Annotated in this window: 16 protein-coding genes; 3 read left to right on the forward strand and 13 right to left on the reverse strand. The window is 60.4% G+C overall.

Features of this window, described 5'->3' with window-relative positions:
- Positions 1-129 precede the first annotated feature (129 nt).
- The 4 genes from ACKUUJ_RS08255 to ACKUUJ_RS08270 all read right to left on the reverse strand — a co-directional run bounded on the left by ACKUUJ_RS08255 (position 130) and on the right by ACKUUJ_RS08270 (position 6509).
- A complete protein-coding gene (locus tag ACKUUJ_RS08255) occupies positions 130-897 on the reverse strand; it encodes a hypothetical protein (protein WP_152068460.1) in 768 nt (255 codons plus the stop codon).
- Positions 885-1907: a hypothetical protein gene (locus tag ACKUUJ_RS08260; protein ID WP_152068459.1), complete on the reverse strand. Its 1023-nt coding sequence runs from the start codon at positions 1905-1907 to the stop codon at positions 885-887. The genes ACKUUJ_RS08255 and ACKUUJ_RS08260 overlap by 13 nt, the downstream gene beginning before the upstream one ends.
- Before the next feature lie 371 nt (positions 1908-2278).
- Positions 2279-5179, reverse strand: a complete 2901-nt coding sequence (locus ACKUUJ_RS08265) for an ATP-dependent helicase (RefSeq protein ID WP_409065265.1) — start codon at positions 5177-5179, stop codon at positions 2279-2281.
- Positions 5180-5534: 355 nt separating this feature from the next.
- Positions 5535-6509, reverse strand: coding sequence for an undecaprenyl-diphosphate phosphatase (locus ACKUUJ_RS08270; protein ID WP_409065266.1), 975 nt, complete (start codon positions 6507-6509; stop codon positions 5535-5537).
- A gap of 247 nt (positions 6510-6756) precedes the next feature.
- Between ACKUUJ_RS08270 and ACKUUJ_RS08275 the strand changes: the two genes are divergently transcribed.
- Positions 6757-7194: a universal stress protein gene (locus ACKUUJ_RS08275; protein WP_006235921.1), complete on the forward strand. Its 438-nt coding sequence runs from the start codon at positions 6757-6759 to the stop codon at positions 7192-7194.
- Between the two features lie 220 nt (positions 7195-7414).
- Here ACKUUJ_RS08275 and ACKUUJ_RS08280 read toward each other — a convergent pair whose 3' ends face one another.
- The 4 genes from ACKUUJ_RS08280 to purH form a co-directional block, all read right to left on the reverse strand.
- Entirely contained in the window at positions 7415-8458 is a 1044-nt protein-coding gene (locus tag ACKUUJ_RS08280; protein WP_161115888.1) for a sensor histidine kinase, read from the reverse strand.
- Positions 8459-8467: 9 nt separating this feature from the next.
- Positions 8468-9139 carry a response regulator transcription factor gene (locus ACKUUJ_RS08285; protein ID WP_161115889.1) on the reverse strand — a complete coding sequence of 224 codons (672 nt, stop codon included), beginning with the start codon at positions 9137-9139 and terminating at the stop codon, positions 8468-8470.
- Between the two features lie 176 nt (positions 9140-9315).
- A complete protein-coding gene (locus ACKUUJ_RS08290) occupies positions 9316-10047 on the reverse strand; it encodes a hypothetical protein (protein WP_409065267.1) in 732 nt (243 codons plus the stop codon).
- A gap of 81 nt (positions 10048-10128) precedes the next feature.
- A complete protein-coding gene (purH, locus tag ACKUUJ_RS08295) occupies positions 10129-11736 on the reverse strand; it encodes a bifunctional phosphoribosylaminoimidazolecarboxamide formyltransferase/IMP cyclohydrolase (protein ID WP_022093847.1) in 1608 nt (535 codons plus the stop codon).
- Positions 11737-12013: 277 nt separating this feature from the next.
- Here purH and ACKUUJ_RS08300 point away from each other — a divergent pair, with 277 nt between their 5' ends.
- The gene (locus ACKUUJ_RS08300; RefSeq protein ID WP_409065268.1) at positions 12014-12655 is read left to right on the forward strand and encodes a GNAT family N-acetyltransferase; all 642 of its coding nucleotides are present in this window, start codon (positions 12014-12016) and stop codon (positions 12653-12655) included.
- A 189-nt stretch (positions 12656-12844) separates the two neighbouring features.
- On the opposite strand, the gene ACKUUJ_RS08305 is transcribed toward ACKUUJ_RS08300, so the two are convergent.
- Positions 12845-14791, reverse strand: a complete 1947-nt coding sequence (locus tag ACKUUJ_RS08305) for a DUF2207 family protein (protein WP_409065269.1) — start codon at positions 14789-14791, stop codon at positions 12845-12847.
- A gap of 456 nt (positions 14792-15247) precedes the next feature.
- On the opposite strand from ACKUUJ_RS08305, the gene gluQRS reads away from it, so the two are divergent.
- Complete coding sequence (gene gluQRS / locus ACKUUJ_RS08310) at positions 15248-16249, forward strand: tRNA glutamyl-Q(34) synthetase GluQRS (RefSeq protein ID WP_409065270.1); 1002 nt, start codon at positions 15248-15250, stop codon at positions 16247-16249.
- A gap of 15 nt (positions 16250-16264) precedes the next feature.
- Here gluQRS and ACKUUJ_RS08315 read toward each other — a convergent pair whose 3' ends face one another.
- The 4 genes from ACKUUJ_RS08315 to ACKUUJ_RS08330 form a co-directional block, all read right to left on the reverse strand.
- Positions 16265-16990, reverse strand: coding sequence for a metallophosphoesterase (locus ACKUUJ_RS08315; RefSeq protein ID WP_409065271.1), 726 nt, complete (start codon positions 16988-16990; stop codon positions 16265-16267).
- Complete coding sequence (locus tag ACKUUJ_RS08320; RefSeq protein WP_409065272.1) at positions 16987-17625, reverse strand: metallophosphoesterase; 639 nt, start codon at positions 17623-17625, stop codon at positions 16987-16989. Before ACKUUJ_RS08320 ends, ACKUUJ_RS08315 begins: the two co-directional genes overlap by 4 nt.
- A gap of 40 nt (positions 17626-17665) precedes the next feature.
- The gene (locus ACKUUJ_RS08325) at positions 17666-17905 is read right to left on the reverse strand and encodes a hypothetical protein (protein WP_118081513.1); all 240 of its coding nucleotides are present in this window, start codon (positions 17903-17905) and stop codon (positions 17666-17668) included.
- Positions 17906-18058: 153 nt separating this feature from the next.
- Positions 18059-18500 (reverse strand): hypothetical protein (locus ACKUUJ_RS08330; protein ID WP_409065273.1); only part of this gene is annotated, 442 nt, incomplete at its 5' end.

The raw sequence follows: 18500 nt of genomic DNA on the forward strand, positions 1-18500 counted from the left end.
GCGATCGACCAAACCCCCGCGCCCCGTCCCGACGAGCCTCTGGCTAGTTACGACAATCAAAAAGCAACAAGGGGCTCCCCCGCTCATCAAACGGGAGAGCCCCTCGCCATACATAACGAATCAAGGTGCCTATAGGTAGACCTTTTCGAGAAACGATAATGTATCCTGAAGACGTGCTCTCTCTTTACGATCGGTCTGCCGATTTACATAAGAAGAAAAGTCCGCAAAGAAGTCTCCGGCATCAGCCCTCATTTGCTCTATTAGCTCCAAGCGAGCCGAAGGCGGCAACAAACCCGCAAGTCGAACAATATCCGAGCGATGCTTTCGTCGATCTTTATCGTTGCAATGGCGCCCTTCTTCATAGCTCCTATTGATATCAATGTGTGCACGCATCTTGAGGGGAATGATATGGAGCGCATCGAGCAACGTAATGCCCTCTACGTTCGTTGCGTTGTCGCGAATAAATTCGTAGTAGCCATCGTCGAGAATAATTGCCGAAAGACTTGATACGGCCCCGTCAAAGGAAAGAGGTGCCACTTCGCTCGTTTCATCTTCGAGCACAAAATCAGGATGTCGGGCAAATAGCTCAATTTGGCCGGGATAGTCTAGGACTTGCCTTGATCCTTCGGGCAAACAGAACCGATAGTAAGTGCACCTTCCATCGCCGACCTTTCCAGTCTCATATCCGGCAGCTTTGATAAATGCCCACAATGCAGTGGCGAATTCAACGCCTTTCCCATCAACAATTACGACGACATCCAAGTCTTCAGTAGCTCTAAACGAATCGCCCTCATTGTCAAATAGAACGCTGCAGGCCCCTCCACCAATAAGGACGTAACCGCCTTTACAGCCGCTCATGGCATCGGCAAATCGCTCTATTCCCCTCACTTTTGACATATCGTCCTCCTGAGCTGTTCGACCGCGTCGAGCAGACGATCTTCTTTGTAATCTGCTTTTGCGCAAGCAACGTATAAGGAAAACGGGTCGACACACTGCAAACCAGTCGCGTCAAAACTAATATCGGACGGCGCGTCCACGGGATACGACCAGACCTCAATCACAACTGCCGCCGGTTCGTACCACTGAGCCTCCAGCCATCTGTCGCCCATATGCTCTTTCAAGGCCTCTAGCTGATATTTTTCGAGAGCAATGGTTGGAGCAGAGTCTTCATGGGCAAGGTCGGACATATAGCTAAGGGCAGACACACCGGAAAGCAGCGCATCAACGGCACGTAGCTCTGTTCTCTCGATAACCTTCTTGAGCCGGATTCGCTCTAAAACTGGCGTGCGAAGATAGTCCTCAAACCCATCTAGCAACGTCTCGGTCGACAGCCCGGCGTCACACAATATACGCTTTTTGCCGTCCCGCATAATCAACCCAGGAGCTATAGCGGCGATTTCCGAAAGATAGCCGCTGACGCTTGCCGCGCTTTTGCCACACAGACGCGCTAGGTCGCCGGCGGAGCAGTCAACCCATCGTCCCGCAATGAGATTTAGGACGATTCGTTGAGATTGGGACGAAAGCGGAGCAGCGGGAGAAGCACCCAGCACTTCATCGGAAATAACGGCTCCGATAAACGGCAGGAACGCATTTCGCTCATCTCGGATATATGCGATTCCCTCCGAAGAAAGCGCGCGCATAAAACCTAAATCCATAGCATCCCAGCAAATTGCCACCGGACGAGCATCTAACGTAAGCACTGCATTGACGAGATTTCGCGCCGAAATGACACTGGGCGGTTCTTTAGGTTCCGCAACAATAAAACGGCCCTGCTCAGACATGCCAAGCCGTGCCAAGCGAAGCGAATACCGTTCAAGATACATGCGAGGAATCTGCATCTCAACTGGCTCCGGGTCGATGGCGAGCTCTAAAGAGAAGAGTCTTTTTGGGAGACAATTTAGCAGCATGTCCAATCACCCTTTTCATTTCAGTTACATTTTAGTATCTATCTGAAATTATACTGAATCGTATAAAACGCTCAATCCCTAAAGTCATAAGAAACAATCCAAACGCAATAAAGAGGCTCCCCCGCTCATCAAATGGGAGAGCCCCTACTCACATCTATTTTTCTATCAGCCCACCCGGCTCTCCAGATCAAAAAGCGAACGAGCAAAGCGACGTTCGCAAGCAGCGTTACCCAAGGACCTGGGCGGGCGTATGGGGCAGCATCGATCGCGAGTTCCGCACGCAAAGGAGGCCACTTAATGTGGCCTCCGTCTTGCGCAGGACTGCCCGAGCAGGCGATGTTGCCCCATACGCCCGCCCAGGTCCGCCGGGATTATGACAGCTTAACGATCGGCGCGAAGCCCTTCATCAGCTTTTTGGTCTGGCCGGTCTTTTCGAACTGGACCTCGATCATGTCTCCGGCGACCGAGATCACGGTACCCGTGCCAAAGGTCTTGTGGCTCACGGTATCGCCCGCGGCAAAGTCCTGCGACGCGCTGGCGCGATCAACCTTGCGCTCCACCGTCGGGGACACCTTGGACGAGGGCTTTTTGGCTCGCGGTGTGCCCGAGCCAAAGGTCGAGGCAACACGGCCGGCGTCGGGCGAGACCCCACGATGGCGCTCGGTCCCGTAGCTGCTGCCGCCAAAGAAATCGTCAAAGCTCGATCCACCGCGCGAACCGGAACCGCCGGTCGAGCGCGTATGCGAGCCAAACACCTTGCCGCCATACATATCCGAGCCCATGCCCGAGCCAAAGGTGCCGCGACGGTCGCCGCGCTTCTCCCAGCCCGTTCCCTCAAAACCGGCAGAACCGATACCGCTAAACTCGATATCCTCAAACGGAATCTCGTTGAGGAAGCGCGAGCGCGGGTTGGCAGAGGTCGAGCCGTAGGTGCGACGCGTGGCCGCATAGGTCAAGAACAGGCGCTTACGGGCGCGCGTGATGGCGACGTAGGCCAGGCGACGCTCCTCCTCGAGCTTACCCGGGTCATCGCTGCCGCCAAAGTCGTGCACGTGCGGGAAGATGCCCTCCTCCATGCCGGCCACGAACACCGCCGGGAACTCCAGGCCCTTGGCGGAGTGGATGGTCATCATTGTGATGGCATGCGTCTCGCCGGCCAGGGAATCCAAGTCGGAGCGCAGGGCCAGCCACTCCATGAGTGCCGGCAGCGCCTTACAGGTGAGCGGACCGTAGGTGCGCTCAATCTCGTCGGCATGCACGGCACCCGCCGGCATCTCCGTCGGCGCGGCATACGCGTTGCCCGCGATGGCAGCGGCCAGGGCATCCTGCGGTGAGAGCGCCGGGGCGGCTAGTCTATCGAGCGGATTGGAACCTGCAGCATCGCGCGCGCCGACGAGTGCCTCAAACGAGGATGCCGGGGCGGACGGCCCCGGTTCGGGCGCGGGCGCGCTCACCACGACGGGCTCGGGCTCGGCGCCGGCAGGAACGTCGGCAACACCGGCTGCGCGCAGCTCTTCCAAGCTCTCGAGCGTACCCTCGATGTCCTCGTGCGTCTCCTCAAATTCGGCAGCGACGCCCAGGAATTCCTGGATGTTCTCGGCGCGGCTCTCGGACTCCATGGTGCCCTCGGCGCGAAATGCCTGCAGCAAGCCCGTCTTATCGACAATCATCTCGACGACGTCCTTGAGCTCGCCGTCCATGCGGCGGCCCTCGCGCACCAGCGACACAAAGCTCGACAGGCCGTTGCGCACCTTGGCGCTAAACATGCCGGTCTCGGCGCACGCGATCTCGCAAGCCTGGAAGAACGAGCAGTGGTTGTCGCGCGCCAGCTGCTCGATCTTTTGGATCGAGGTGGAACCGATGCCGCGGCGAGGTGTGTTGATGACGCGCTTGACGCTCATCTCGTCGGCCGGGTTCACGATCATCTTGAGGTAGGCCATGACGTCGCGGATCTCGGCACGGTCGAAGAATCGCGTGCCGCCCACGATCTTGTAGGGCACGCCCGCGCGCAGGAACATATCTTCGAGAATACGCGACTGGGCGTTGGTGCGGTAGAACACGGCGATGTCGTCGTAGCTCGTACCCTTGGCGTGCAGCTTCTCGATCTCGCCGGCAATCCAGCGGCCCTCGTCGCGCTCGTCGCTCGCCTGGAAGGCCTGGATCTTCTCGCCATCGCCCTCGGCCGTAAACAGGCGCTTGTCCTTGCGCTGCGAGTTGTGGCGCACCACGGCGTTGGCGGCGCTCAGGATGTGACCCGTGGAGCGATAGTTCTGCTCCAGCTTGACGGTCTTGCAGTTTTTAAAGTCCTTCTCAAAGTCCAGGATGTTGGTGATGTCGGCGCCGCGCCAGCTATAAATGGACTGGTCATCGTCGCCTACGACCATGAGGTTTTGGTACTTGGCGGCCAGCAGGTTGGCGATTTCGTACTGGACGTGGTTGGTGTCCTGATACTCGTCGACGCTAATGTAGCGGAAGCGCTCTTGGTACTTATCGAGCACCTCGGGGCGGGTGCGCAGCAGCTCAAGCGCGCGCACGAGCAGGTCGTCGAAGTCCATCGCATTGGCGGCGCGCAGGCGGCGCTCCAGCTCCAGGTAGACTTGCGCGGCCTTTTTGTCGTTGGGGCTATCGGCGCTCTTGAGCATGTCCTCGGGGCCGATCATGGCGTTTTTGGCCGAGCTGATCTTGCTGCGGATCATGTTGATGGGGAACTGCTTTTGCTCGATGCCGAGCGCCTGCATAATGTCACGCACCATGCGCTTTGAGTCATCATCATCGTAGATGGTGAACTGACCGGTATAGCCCAGCAAGTCGGCGTCCTCACGCAGCATGCGCACGCACATGGCATGGAAGGTGCACACCCACATGCCGCGGGTGCCGCTGGGAATGAGCGCCGCCAGACGCTCGCGCATCTCGGCCGCGGCCTTGTTGGTAAACGTGATGGCAAGAACCTGCCAAGGCTTAACACCCAGGTCGCCAAGCATATGTGCGATGCGGAAGGTCAAGACGCGGGTCTTGCCCGAGCCGGCGCCGGCGAGCACCAGCAACGGACCCTCGGTGGACAGGACCGCCTCGCGCTGGGCGGGATTAAGGCTGTCAATGTCGACGAGCGGCTTGGCGGGCTTGGGCGCCGGCGCGGGAGCGTCGTAGATGTCGAGCGGGACGAGCTCGGGCTCCGGCGCTGCAGGGGCGGTGTATGCATCGAGCGGCACGGGTTCCGGCGCGGGCGGCACGGGTACCGCGGCGTTCTTTTCCCAGGGCAGGGGCTGGGTCATGGGCGACTCCTCATCTGACGGACGGCGCGCCTGCGGGCAGCGCCATAGTTTGAGCCGTACCAGTATACCGAGCCGCGCGGACACCGACGCAAATCACACCACGACTCCGTGCGCCACCGTCAGACCCGCCCCAGCGGATTTGGCGCAATGGGGTCAGGTTGATCTGCACCATGTTGCTGCAAAGTAACCCGGCCCCAATGCACCAATCAGGGCGTCGCCGATGTCATGGCAGCAGCAGCGAGCGGTGGCCGGGGCGAACAAATTGGCATGAAAAGGGGCGGCATAGACCTTCTGGTCATGCCGCCCCCTTTGAATGACAAGTTGTCGCTCTGGCCGCCGCGCAGCGTCAACCAAGTTACAGGCCGAGCATAGGCTCCAGGACAAAGAAGTACGCGAGCACCACGATGCCCAGGATGATGCGGTAGACGCCGAAGCACTTGAAGTCGTGACGGCGGACGAAGCCCATAAGCCACTTGATGGCGATAAGCGACACCACAAAGGCGACGACGCAGCCCACGCCCAGGATGGCGATCTCGTTGGTGCCGAAGGTACCGCCCTTAATAAAGTACTTGACCAGCTTGAGCGCACTCGCACCAAACATGACGGGAATGGCCAGGAAGAACGTGAACTTAGACGCCACCGAGCGCGTGCAGCCCAGTAGCAGGCCGCCGATGATCGTGGAGCCGGAGCGCGATGTGCCCGGAATCAGCGAAAGCACTTGGAAGCAACCGATACCCAGCGCGGTCTTCCAGCTCAGATCCTCGAGCGTAGTGATGGAGCCAAAGTCCAGGTTATCGTCATCGTCTGCAGCGGCAGCCGCAGCGGGAGTGGCAAAATGCGCACCAGCGGGGCGTCCGCCCGCCACCACGGCACGCGAACCAAACGAACCGGCAAGAGAGGCCTGGTCGCGCTTGTTCGCGCGCCAGTTCTCGATCACGATAAACAGCACGCCGTACACAATGAGCGCCAGCGCCACGACGGGAGCATTGTAGAAATGCTCCTCCATCCAGTCGTTAAGCGGCAGACCGATCGCCGCGGCGGGAATGCAGCCGAGCACAATCTTGCCCCACAGCACCCAGGTGTCGCGACGGCCCTCCTTGCCTTTGCTGGGAGAAAACGGGTTGAGATCGTAGAAGAACAGGACGCAGACGGCCAAAATGGCGCCAAGCTGAATCACGACCAGAAACATATTCCAGAACGTCTCGCTCACGTTCATCTTGACGAACTCGTCCACCAAGATCATGTGACCGGTCGACGAAACAGGCAGCCATTCGGTGATGCCCTCGACCAGGCCCATGAAGGCAGATTTTAGAAGCTCGATGATATCCAAAGGGACCCCCTCGTTAGACACCCGCCGATATTGTTCTGCGGACGGTGCGGGCGATGTCCCATTATCAACCGTTGGCGGCGCGCCTGCGCCTACCCTTACCAAAAAACTCGCCCGTTCACAGAATTGCGAGCGGTCAAACCCAAATCCTTGGGTATAACTGCAACAAGATAAAGTGTCCGGCGGCCACGCATCCGCGCCCGCCCGACGCACGAGCCCCACGCCCGTGCGATAGACCAAGGAGGAAACCATGAACGAGGGCTACACCAAGGTATTTGTTTCACTCGACGGTACTGAGCAGCAGGATTTTGTGCTCGCACGCGCCATCAAGGTCGCCGCGAACAACGGCGCCAAGCTGATTATCGGCCACGTTATCGATTCCACGGCACTCGAGAGCGCCGGTTCCTATCCGGTCGATCTGGTCAACGGCCTAGAGGAGGCATTTAAGAACTCCATCGCCAAGCAGCTCGAAGAGGCCAAGGCCAATCCCGACATTCCCGAGGTCGAGGTCATGATTCGCGCCGGCCGCATTCGCGAGACGCTCAAAGACGAGATGCTCGACGTGGTCAAGCCCGACCTGGTGCTCTGCGGCGCTCGTGGCCTGTCCTCAATTAAGTACGCGCTTCTGGGCTCGATTTCGACGTTCCTGCTGCGCAATACGGACTGCGACATCTTGGTCGTGAAGTAGGTTCCTTCCCGTCGGCGCAAGGCCTGCGGGGTTATCACGCCGACGTCCTCGCCGCTTCGCGGCTGCGGGATGTCGGCTTTGATAACCCCTCCCGGCCTTGCGCCTTCGTCACCGTACTTCAGCGAGTTGGCTGATAAAAGATGGCGTGCCGCCCCATTTGGGGCGGCACGTTTTGTTTGAGGCGGCACGTTTTTGTTTGGGCGGGCGTCTGCCGTGTGCGTTACTCAAAGTATTGGAACTTGTTCGTTGAAAAAGCGAATGTTACGACGAAGCCTTCGCCCGGCTCCGATGCCGCGGTGACGTCGATGCCCATCTTGGAGCACAGACGTGCCACCAGGTAGAGGCCGATGCCCGTTGCGCGCTTGGTGGTGCGACCGTTGTCGCCGGTAAAGCCCTTCTCGAACACGCGCGGCAGGTCTGCCGCACACACGCCGCAGCCGTTGTCCGCGACGGTAAGCTCGATGCGCTCGCTTGCCAGACCCTCGTCCAGCAACGCACCCGAAAACACGATCTTTGCGCCGTCCTCACGCGCATATTTAATGCTGTTCTGAATGAGCTGGCCCAGAATAAACTCGAGCCACTTCTCGTCGGTAAAGACCTCAAAGTCGAGGTTCTCGCACACCGGAGCCACGTGCGCCGCGATGAGCTCACGCGCATTGGCCTTAATCGCGCCCGTCACCAGGGTCTTGAGATCCCAGCGGCGAATCAGGTAGTCGCGCTCCACGACTTCCGAGCGCGCGTAGTACAGCGCTTGATCGATATAGCGCTCCACGCGAGCCAGCTCGCGACCCAGGTCATCCACGCGCGACAGGTCGTCTTCGCTGCTGTCCAGGTTTTCCAAAATCAGATGGGCCGCCGCCAGGGGCAGCTTGGCCTCGTGGACCCAGCTCTCGATATAGTCGCGGTAGTCATCGGTCTGACGCCGGCCTTCGGCAACCTCGTCGCAGGCGGCTTTGCCCACCCGGCGCAAGACCTCGTACTCGAGCTCGCCCTCGGCATAGGCCGGGCATTGCACCATCTCCTGCACCCATGCGGGACTCTCGAGCTCCTCTGCCGCGCGCTCCAACTGACGCAGAAAACGGCGACGGCGAGCGTACTCGATCACGATGCCGAGCATACCAAAGATAAAGGACACGCCAACCGCCACGACCACGATAGAAATGGGTGCGCCGGCGACCGTCAGCACAAAGCAGCTCAGCAGCACGCCGCACGTCCACACGGCGACGGGAAGCAGCGCATCTTTAAAGAACTTGCCAAACGACATAGCCAGCCCCTAGACCGAATAGCCCTGGCCGCGGTGCGTGGTCAAATACCCCTTGATGCCGATTTTTTCGAGCGTGGTGCGCAGACGGTTGATGTTGACGGTGAGCGTATTGTCGTCCACGAAGGCGTCGGAGTCCCACAGGTCCTGCATGATGGCCGAGCGCGAGACAATCTTGCCCGCACGGCTCAGAAGCAGTGAGAGGATACGCAGCTCGTTTTTGGTGAGCTCGGTACTGGTGCCGGTTTGCATGTTGGTGACCATGGAGCGAGCGAGATCGAGCTCCAGGCCCTTGTGAACAAGTGTGCTGCGCTCGCCCGCCGCCGCGGTACGACGCAGCAGTGCGTTGATGCGCGCCACGAGCACGCGCGCGCTGTAGGGCTTGGGAACAAAGTCATCCGCGCCGAGCGTCATGGCCATGACCTCGTCAATCTCGGTCGCGCGCGACGTGAGGACGATGATGGGAACCTCGGATTCGCGGCGAACCTCATGGCAGATATGCTGGCCGTCCTTGACGGGAAGCGTCAGGTCGAGCAGCACCAGGTCGGGCGCGGCGGCGAGAATATCGCGCGAGACATGCTCAAACGATTCGCAGGCCTCGATTTCAAACCCGGCGCGGGCAAGGATGTCGATAAGCTCACGACGAATGGGCTCGTCGTCCTCAACGATATAGATTAGCGCCATGGATTCCGCCCCCCCCCTCTTGGTTATCTTGCCCCATTATGACCGCGGATCCGCAGATACGCGCCTCACGCGGCACCAAAGTGACAGAACTGTTCGCGAGTGGCAGAGGCTTGCCCCTCGCTCGCGACGAGCACGGGAATTAAATGAGTTTTTAATCCCCGTCCCAGAAACATCATTTAGCGGCGGGCACGGAGCTTTTCGTAGCCTTCGGCGAAGAAGGCGACCGTAGCGGCGTCCGCCTCGGCGGCGTCCGTCTCGGCAGCGGGGACCACGCCGTGCTCGTCGCTCACCAGGAACAGCGCGCCCTTAAGCTGCGCGGAAATATCTACGCGCGTGACCGGGATGTTCTTGGTCTGGGCCAACTGCTCGATGAGCGTCGCCGTGCCGCACAGGCACTCGTCCGCTGGCGCCACAAAGGCAAGCTCGCCGTTATCGACGGCGGCGAGCAGCTCGGGCGCCACGCCGGTTTCGTCGGCCTCGGAGCGGGCCTCGGCGGAGCGGGCACGTAGCGCCTTGGCCGACGTATCGGTTAGCGGCTCGTACTCCCCCACCGTCATGGCGGCATTGCCGTTAACGTCGATCACCAGCATGAGCACGCCGTCGCGTGCGGTGTAATCGCCCTCGGCAAGCGACCACTCAACGTGCTGCTTGGCCCAGCTGAGCATGTTATGGGTAAGCGGCTCGCCCTGCACCAGGCGCTCGGACAGTGCGCGAATGTGGCGGTTGAGCATGGGCACCTTTTTATTGGACATGCGCCAACGGCAGACAAGCGCGGGCTTGTCGAGCGTGAATTTCTCGACCGCCTCCTGATTGGCGCAAAAGTCCTCGTACGCACGCTGATCCTCGGCATTGCCAAACAGCTCGGCATCATCAATCTGGGGCATGGTCATACCTTTCGTGTTAGTCATTCCGTCCTCTTATACCAAAAAGACGGCCCTCCAAACGGAGCAGCCGTCTTTTGCGGAGATTATTTTGTCCCAAGGCGGAACTTAGTGGCGGAAGTGGCGAGCGCCCGTAAACACCATAGCAATATTGTGCTCATTGCAGGCCTGGATGCTCTCGTCGTCGCGCTTGGAGCCGCCGGGCTGAATGATGCAGGTCACGCCGTGTGCAGCAAGCACGTCGACATTGTCGCGGAACGGGAAGAACGCGTCGCTTGCACAGGCAAAGCCGCCCTTCTCCACGCCCTCGCGCTCGCAGAAGTCCTCGGCACGCTCGCAGGCAAGCAGCGCAGAGTCAACGCGGTTAGGCTGACCCGGGCCCATGCCAATGCCGGCCTTACCCTTGGAGACCAGGATGGCGTTGGACTTAACGCCCTTGCAGACCTTCCAGGCAAACTCGAGCTCGGCCATCTCGGCGTCGGTGGGCTTGCGGTCGGTGGGGAACGTAAAGGTCGCGGGATCCTCAGTCACATGGTCGACCTCCTGCACCAGCATGCCGCCGTCGATGGAGCGCAGCTCCACCTGGGCGCCGTGGTCCACGCCGCCGGTAGCCAGCACGCGCAGGTTGGGGCGCTTGGCCATGCGCTCGAGTGCCTCGGCAGTGTAGCTCGGGGCGATGATGACCTCGACGAACTGCTTGTTCTGATCGGCAAAGTGCTCAACCAGCTCATAGGGAACCTCGCGGTTGCAGGCGATGATGCCGCCGAAGGCGCTCTTGGGATCGCAGGCGAAGGCGCGGTCGTAGGCGGCCGTGATGTCCTCGGCCACGGCGGAGCCGCAGGGGTTCTGATGCTTGAGGATCACGCAGGCCGGCTCGTCGAACTCGCGGACCAGGTTCCAAGCGGCGTCGGCATCCAGATAGTTGTTGTAGCTGAGCGGCTTGCCCTGGATCTGCTCGGAGCCCACGAGCGGGAACTGCGAGCTCGCGGTATTCTCGCAGCCCTCGGCAAAGCGATAGACCGTGGCCTTCTGCTGCGGGTTCTCGCCATAGCGCAGGTCGTCGACCTTCTCCAGCGAGATCTCGAGCTTGGCAGAGGTGTCCGCCACATCGCTTGCCTGGGCGGCAAGCCAACGGGAGATAGCCGTGTCGTAGGCGGCGGTGGTCTGGTAGACCTTCACCTGCAGGCGGCGACGGGTGGAAAGCGTGGTGCAGCCACCGGTCTCGTGCATCTCGGCCAGGACGGCATCATAGTCGGCCGGGTCGGAGATGACGGTAACGCTCGTGGCGTTCTTGGCGGCAGAGCGCAGCATGGAGGGGCCACCGATGTCGATGTGCTCGATGGCATCCGCGAAGGTGACCTCGGGGTTGGCGACGGTCTTCTCGAACTCGTACAGGTTGACGACGACCAGGTCGATCAGCTTAATGCCGTGCTGTGCCGCCTCCTGCATGTGCTGCTCGGAATCGCGGCGGGCCAGCAGCGCGCCGTGAACCTTGGGGTGCAGGGTCTTAACGCGGCCGTCCATCATCTCGGGATAGCCCGTGAACTCCTCGATGGGGGTTACGGGGACGCCCGCGTCCTCGATGGCACGAGCCGTGCCGCCCGTAGAGATGATCTCGACGCCAAAGTCATCGACCAGCGTCCGTGCGAAATCGACGACGCCCGTCTTATCGGTAACCGAGATCAACGCGCGTGCGATCTTCACATCAGATCCCATGCAGTCCTCCTGTCTGGTACGCCGCCGTGCTCTGTGAGCCGGTGATACGTCGATCTGCAGCGCTCGCGCAGCGGCATTGAAAATACTGATTCAATGTAGCGCATCGAGCGCATCGATGCACCCCGCAACGGGCGCATATGCAGAAAAAGTTTGCGAGCGGAGGGGATGGGCACGGCACCGGGCACGGTGAGTTCATGGAACACAGGGGCACCATAATTAGATGCCAATAGCGTGGTAGAACTGTGCTCGATATGCATCCGCAAAAGAAAGAGGCACCATGGTCTCGCGGGTTCTCTACCGACCGTTTGATACCGAAGACTTCGACGCCATCGCGTTGATTCTGCAGCAGCTTTGGCATAACAATTCGGATAACGATGAGTACAACCGCCTCGAGGCCGCGTGCGACCTCGCCTATTGCCTTTCGTCTTCGACGTTTTCGCAGGTTGCCGTAATCGACGGTCAGGCGCGCGGCATTGCGCTCGCGCGTGCGGGACAGAGCTCCGGCGCCACCGTTAAGGAACATTGGCTGGATACCGAACGCGCACTGCTATCGCAAATGCGCGAGCTGGAGCCCGATGCCTGCGCCGAGTATCTCTCGTTTGTGCGCGCAACCATCCGAACCAACAACCGCCTGCTCGAAAGCAGCCCGTTGCCACACGACAACGAGGTCACGCTGCTTGCCGTAGATCGCAACGTCCATGGCCTGGGCGTTGGCTCGGTGTTGCTCGACGCCGCAGTCTCGTACCTATCCTCGCGCGGGGCGACGAGGGCGCACCTGTACACCGACTCCAACTGCTCGTGGAAGTTCTACGAGCTGCATGGCTTTAAGCGCACGGCCACGCACCGCGCCAACCGCGAAGAGCGCCGTCACGACATGCCGCGCGAAAGCTTCCTCTACGAACTCGACCTAACAGCCTAAACCCGGCAGTTAGGGACGTTCCTTTTGTGCCGGCACCCCGGGACACTCCTTGACAGCAACCGCACCTAGTCGTTGGGGACGTTCTTAAATGATTAGTCGCTGGGGACAGTCTTCGTAGGTAGCGCGTAAAAAGGGGATGGGCTTTCCCCGACGGCTGTCGAGAAAAGCCCATCCCATAATTTACGACCGTTAGAACGTTCCGCCGCCGCCTCCGCCGACGCCGCCACCGCCGCCACCGGAAAAGCCGCCGCCGCTACCGCCGCTCGAGCTATCGGAACTCGAAGCCAGCTCGCGGATGGTCTCGTGATACACATCGTTAAACGAATCGAGCGGAGACTCGTTGCCGTAGTGATGGTAATACCACCAGTAGCAGGGGTAGTTGTCGTAGAAATCGTCGCTGTTGCGCAGGTCCGCAGGCACGGCCTCGGCCAGCTGTCGCAGCACTTCTTTCGAAACGCCCAGGGCAACGCCCATCACCAGCAGTTTGTTCCACAAGATCAGGTCGCTGGGGATGGCCTCCTTCAGGCGCGTAAAGTCCTCGAGCCAATGCTTGAGCGCCTTGCAGCGAGCCGCCACCTCGGCGCCCTCCGGCGTGTAACGGCGGAAGGTGCAGCTCAGGACAAAGCCCACAATCGTGACGGGGATCGAGATCATAGCGGCACCGACGTTGGCGTCCGCAAAGTCGGTATAGAACAGAGAGCCCAAAATGCCAAAGACAATGATGATGCCAAGAACCAGGCCGGCCACCATCGCGATAGTGCCATCCGATGCAATAAGCTCGCGCGCCTCCAGCTTGGCCTTAACTGTGCTCTGATAGTCCTCGAGCTTGTCGCCAACAGATGTGGTGCGCTCGCTAGCGTACTCCTCCAGCTCGCTAAACGTGCGCGAACGGACTCCGTCCTTATCGGGCTTAACGCCGGCGAAGAAGACCTTGAGCACATCGCGATCGATGCCGTCCTTCTTGGCAGCCTTCCAGGCCTCGTCGGTCACTGTGATGCGATACGTCTGCTCCTCTTTTTCGCGACGGAGCAGACCCTTCTTCTTGGTCTCGGTCGCTTCTTCCAGCTTGATCACGCGGTCGTCGGTCAGCTTCATCAGTGTGGCGATATATGCCTGATCGGGCACGTCGTTCCAGCTCATAAGAGCTGCAAGCACCGCGGGATGATCGGCGGAGGGCACATCGCGGAAGTACTCGTCCTGGAAGAGCGGCTTGGACTTGGGCCTGCGCAGCTTGAGCATCACGATTACACCGGTATAGGCAACCGCCACAACAACACACATCACGGCAATCGCGCCGGCAACCGCACGCGCGTGCTCACGGCGGGCGTTAGCTTCGTCGGCCCATTCCTTCTCTTCGCTCAGGATCGTTGACATGCGCTCTTCGCCCGAGGCGGCAAGCTGCGGCACCCAGTCGCTGGGGAAGGCGATGCGTGCCTCGGCGAATTCGCCCTGATGCACGCAGGGAATGGTATAGGTGACCATGGGCTCGTCCTCATCGAGCGACACGTCGCCCGCCAGCGGACCGTGGCCCCATGCGCGGAAGTTATCGCCTTTGACGGCCGCCGTCCCGGCAGCGGCATTTGCGAAGCGCACTTCCATCTCGACATCGTCGGAATCCGCAGACCAGCCGTCGCCCACGAACTTCCAGTAGAGCTCGGCGGTATCGGCCCAGTTCATAACCGCACCGGTCATGGTGTAGCTCACGTAATAGATCGCGCTGTCGCCGCTCTCGTGGGGGCTGAACACCTTAATCCTTACGCCGTCACCGGCCTGCTCGACCGTGTAGACGCCAGAATCGCCCTTGTTCGCGCTATCGACTTTGTTAAACGCGGTGTCCTCTTCCTCGACACTCAGCACGTCAACGTCCGCCGTGCCGCCCTGCTGGTTGGTGCCCGTATTGATCTCCCAAAACACGCCGTTGATGTCGTCGTCGAAATCAAACTGGCGTCCCTCGACAACGGTCAGCGATCCATCGGCCTCGACCGTGGCACTGATGTAGGTTTGGGTCATGGAGTAGCCGTCGGCGTGCGCGGCGGCAGGCAGCAGCAACAACGCAAGCGCAACGAGCGCGCAGACGGAAGCGAATCGCGCAAACAGGCGGCGCTGCCGACAGGTTTTGGCAACGGGGGCGTTCATAGGCACATCCTTTGTCTGTGATACCAGCAACGCCATTGTCCCACGTTTACGGGCGCACATGACGAACATCTAGGCCAGCGGAGTATCAAACGGGACGAAAGTCACGCCCGCGGCCGGCACCTGGGGACGTTCCTTATCTGCCGGCAATCTGGGACACTCCTTGGCATAGCCCGCTCCGGCAATAGATACCACTTCATAGCTCCGTCACAGGTGTAGCGGCTTTGTGTTGCCGCATGCGCACTGATTGAGTCCGCGAGCAAGGGGGCATAAAGCAGTTGAGCGAACACGGTTTGCCCCTTTGCCGTTCGCTTGAGGATCATGTCCCCCTTTTCCGCGGAAACCCCGGCAGTTGCGAAGAGCTGCCGGGGTTTCTGTCGTTTGAGGGGTTGGGCTGGCGGGTGGCGATCGAGCTGTCGAGCCGGTGCCTCCCCCACCTCCCGCGCTATACTCGTCCGCATGGATATCAACGCACGCAACATAGCAACACACGCCGCGGACGCACCGGCAACGGCAGAGCCCACCCCCGTCGTGGGACGCTTCGCCCCGTCGCCCTCGGGCCGCATGCACCTGGGCAACGTGTTCAGCTGTCTGTGCTCGTGGCTTTCGGCCCGCAGCCAGGGCGGCGGCATCGTGTTGCGCATCGAGGACCTGGACGATCGCTGTAAGCGCCCGGAACTTGCCGCCCAACTGATTGACGACCTGGCCTGGCTAGGGCTTGAGTGGGACGAAGGCCCCTACTACCAGCATGATCGCCTAGACCTGTACGAGCGTGCTCTGCATCAACTGCAAGACGCCGGCCTCACCTATCCCTGCTTTTGCACGCGCGCCGAACTCCATGCCGCGAGCGCACCGCACGCGAGCGACGGCACGCCCATCTACCGCGGCGCCTGCCGAGGCCTTTCTGCCGAAGAGGTTGCCCGCCGCAGCATCCTGCGCGCTCCGGCCACGCGCCTGCGCGTGCCCGTCGTCGACGACCTCGCAGACGACGTGATCGAATTCGTGGACCGCACGTACGGAGCCCAATGCGAGGCACTCGCCACCGAGTGCGGAGACTTTTTGGTGCGCCGCAGCGACGGCGTGTTTGCCTATCAGCTGGCCGTGGTGGTCGACGACGCTGCCATGGGCGTCACCGAGGTTGTGCGCGGATGCGACCTGCTGGGCTCCACGCCGCGCCAAATCTACCTGCAGCATCTGCTGGGACTTCCAACGCCGCACTACGCACACATTCCGCTGCTCATGTCGCCGGATGGCCGCCGCCTTTCCAAGCGAGACCGCGATTTGGACCTGGGCGAACTACGCGCACGCTTTGGCACGCCCGAGACGCTGCTGGGATGGCTCGCCGGGCAAACGGGCATCGCGCCGGACGCCACACCGCGCTCTGCCGAGCAGCTGGTCGAGCACTTTAGCTGGGATGTTATCCGTACGCATCGGGAGAACATCACTGTAACGGTCGAGTAGCCAGCCACCCCGCCTCTACGCAACATCCCAGGGCTGGAGTTCGTCACCCAAGCGAACGATGCAGTCATAGAGCACGGTGTGGCGCTCGGCCGGGTTGGCATCCCGATGAAAATGCCCGTAGTACCAGCGCTTATAATCCAAGCGGTCTTCCAGCTCATCGAAAAATGCAGTAAGACGATCAACGCCGGGGCAATTCCAGCCGGGTGCCGGATAGAGCGTGGGCGAAAGCATGCGCGTAGAGCAGGTGTGGGTGATCACGTAGTCGACCTTCCAGCCCACGCTGTCGAGCTTTGCCCGCGCCTCCTCAAAGTTGCGCTCGTCCGGCAGCTCCTGTGGCCACCAGCTGGAATACGGTATGCGGTATTCCTTGTCCACGCTCGTGGCACCGCCCATAGTAAAGATCGTTGAGTCATCGAGCTCAAAAACCTCGCCGCGCGTCAGGCGTCGGATGGGAGAGGTATCCGATAGGCGCTGCGTCAGCCCACCGTGCCACAACTCCATGGGGCGCTCCGCCCAATGATCGAAACGCTCGTGGTTGCCGTCGACGAACAGCGCGGTATAGGGACGCGATTCCAGCCAGGCGATGTCGGCGCACTCCTCGGCAGAGAAATCCCACGGAAAGCCAAAGTCGCCCGCGACGATGAGATAGTCGTCGCTCGTCAGGCTATCCCCAAGGTCCCAATCGCGCAGCTTTTGCATGTCGAGGCCGCCGTGAATATCGCCCGTCACATAGACCGTCATCGGATCACCACTTCCCTCTTATAACTTTCGAGATCGTGCTCGACCTGCTCGTCGCCCGTGGCATTGACCCACCACGGCCATTTAACGCAACACATCGGCTCGTCTACCTGCGCAAACCAAGCTTTGAGCTCCTCCAAGCTCACCGGGGCGTAGCTGTTGGCGTCCACGCCCACGTCATAGCGCAGCAGTCCCTGCCTGCGGTTGAACTCGTTGTATGCGCCGCCGCAACTGTGGATATGCCCGTGCAAATGCCAGCTGCCGTGCGACATGCCCTGCCAGTCGACCATGGGATAGTGGCTCAGCACGATTTTTTGGCAGTTGATCTTGAGCGCGCAAATGGGCGGCTCGACGATAAAAGCATCCGCTACCGCAGGCTGCGTCCAGTCTTTGTCGTGGTTGCCGGGCAGCAGATGGACGCGCTTGCAGGCAATGCTTTTGCGCAGCTCGTAGGCGTCTTGGACCGTCATCTTAAAGCTAAAGTCACCCAAGATGTAGAGCTCGTCATCCGCAGCAACCTTGCTGTTAATGTTGGCGACCATGGCATCGTTCATCTGCGCAACAGTCGACCAAGGCCTATCGCTAAGCCGTAGCATGTTCTCGTGTCCAAAGTGAGTATCGCCGGTAAACCAGATCACGGGGACCTCCTGTTGCTGCGGGGTATCCATCCCTTAGGGCTTACCCCTCGTTCTTCCATCCAAACGGGTCGAGCACCCAAAAAATCAGATCGAGTACGCCGCCGGTCATCATGGCGCCGGCAAGGGCCATGCAAACGTGCAGAGAACTGGCACTTCGGAGCACGTCGAATGGCCCCAGAACAGCCAGCAGCGCGACCGCTGCGCCGGCAAGGCACAACGCGAGGCACGGCCCCGCGTCCTTGACGCACTTCTTTGCGAGATGCTTGGTGTTATCGCTCATTGGTATCGAACTCCTTAGAGGATCGTTGTTTGGGTACATGCCGCCGCGGCAGAGCAGGGCGGCAGGGTAAGTGTCCCATGCCGTGCGGACACGTTTTTAAACCCATGTATCCGCAGGGACCCATGTCCTTGCAGAACACCCCCGAAGAATCGTCTAAGCCGCTGGCGGGCAACATACTGAACAGGGGGTCTTTCCTCGTTTGAGCGCGGTCGCCAGTGGCACGCTTGTTCTAATGGCATTTTGAGGAAGGTTTTTGCATCCCCCAGAACGGTGATAAATCTTGCCGTTCTTGATGACGATCACCTTGGTTTTTGAAGCAGCCACGCTGCGGGACTTGATGGGCGCATCCGCCTTTTGACGAGCCGGTGCCGTTTTCCGAGGCCAGCCTCTCGGAAAATCAGAATCGCAGAATCGATTGATGTAGCTGTCGAAACATCCATCGAACAGCAGCCCCGTTGCCAAGCCCGCCATGAACCCACAGGCAATCGCGGCCTCTCCTCTAATTTGCATATGTCCCTCCTTAATTAATCTTGAAGATAAAAGCGGCGCGGGAAGCAAAGCACACAGCCCCTCCGGTAACGAAAAGAAAAGGCCC

Source organism: Collinsella sp. wc0583 (assembly GCF_046116915.1).
Taxonomy (GTDB): domain Bacteria; phylum Actinomycetota; class Coriobacteriia; order Coriobacteriales; family Coriobacteriaceae; genus Collinsella.